Genomic DNA, 742 nt, shown 5'->3' on the forward strand with positions numbered 1-742 from the left:
CTAGTAGCTCAGGGGTAATTTCGCTGGTATCTTGTTTAATACTGCCAACCGTAATACTATCGCTATTGATAATATTGTCCTGGCTATTGTACTCACCTTCATAGCTATCACTGACATAATCAATCAACGGTTCATCAAGTGGCCATGCATTTATTTGACCTTCCCACCCATCGACGCTGCCGATGGCACGCTCGTCATTAGCCGTGACAAAACCTTCATCAAAACGGAACACTTCGGTTTGTGAATAGGGCTGACGCGCCGCTTTATAAGCAGCTTTTGCAGCATCTAGGTTAGCTTTAGTTGGTGTTGCTACGTAGGTTTCGACCGCAGTTTGTAGGGCTTTTGCTGTGTCTAGTGAGTCTTTATAGGCAGCATGTGCCATATTGGCATAGCTACTTACCAGTCGATCAATGTGAGCTTGCTCGGCAGCTGAGCGCTGTCCATCATCAGATGTTTCTGCGCTTTGCACTTCTGTCTGTGTAACAGTAGTGTCCTCTTCTGTCTGTTTGGTACAACCCGACACCATTAGTATCGCGGTAAGTGCAGTAGCTAAAGTAGTTGGTAAAATCTTGCGGCTCGTTACTGTGGTAAATGTCATACACATCCTCAAAAATTTTTGCAAAAGAATTTATCAATTTTGACCAAAGCGCACTTATCTTTATATGACGACTCTTTTTAGTCATACATCTAATTATGCATAATAAAAATGTTAGCGTTACAGCCATAATAAATACTAATGAAG

Annotated in this window: 1 protein-coding gene; it reads right to left on the reverse strand. The window is 42.2% G+C overall.

Annotated features, from left to right (window positions below):
* The coding region (locus ACS8FD_RS20065; protein WP_439277163.1) for an imelysin family protein at window positions 1-598 on the reverse strand (598 nt) is incomplete at its 3' end.
* Window positions 599-742: the final 144 nt, after the last annotated feature.

The organism is Psychrobacter sp. 1U2 (assembly GCF_051847575.1).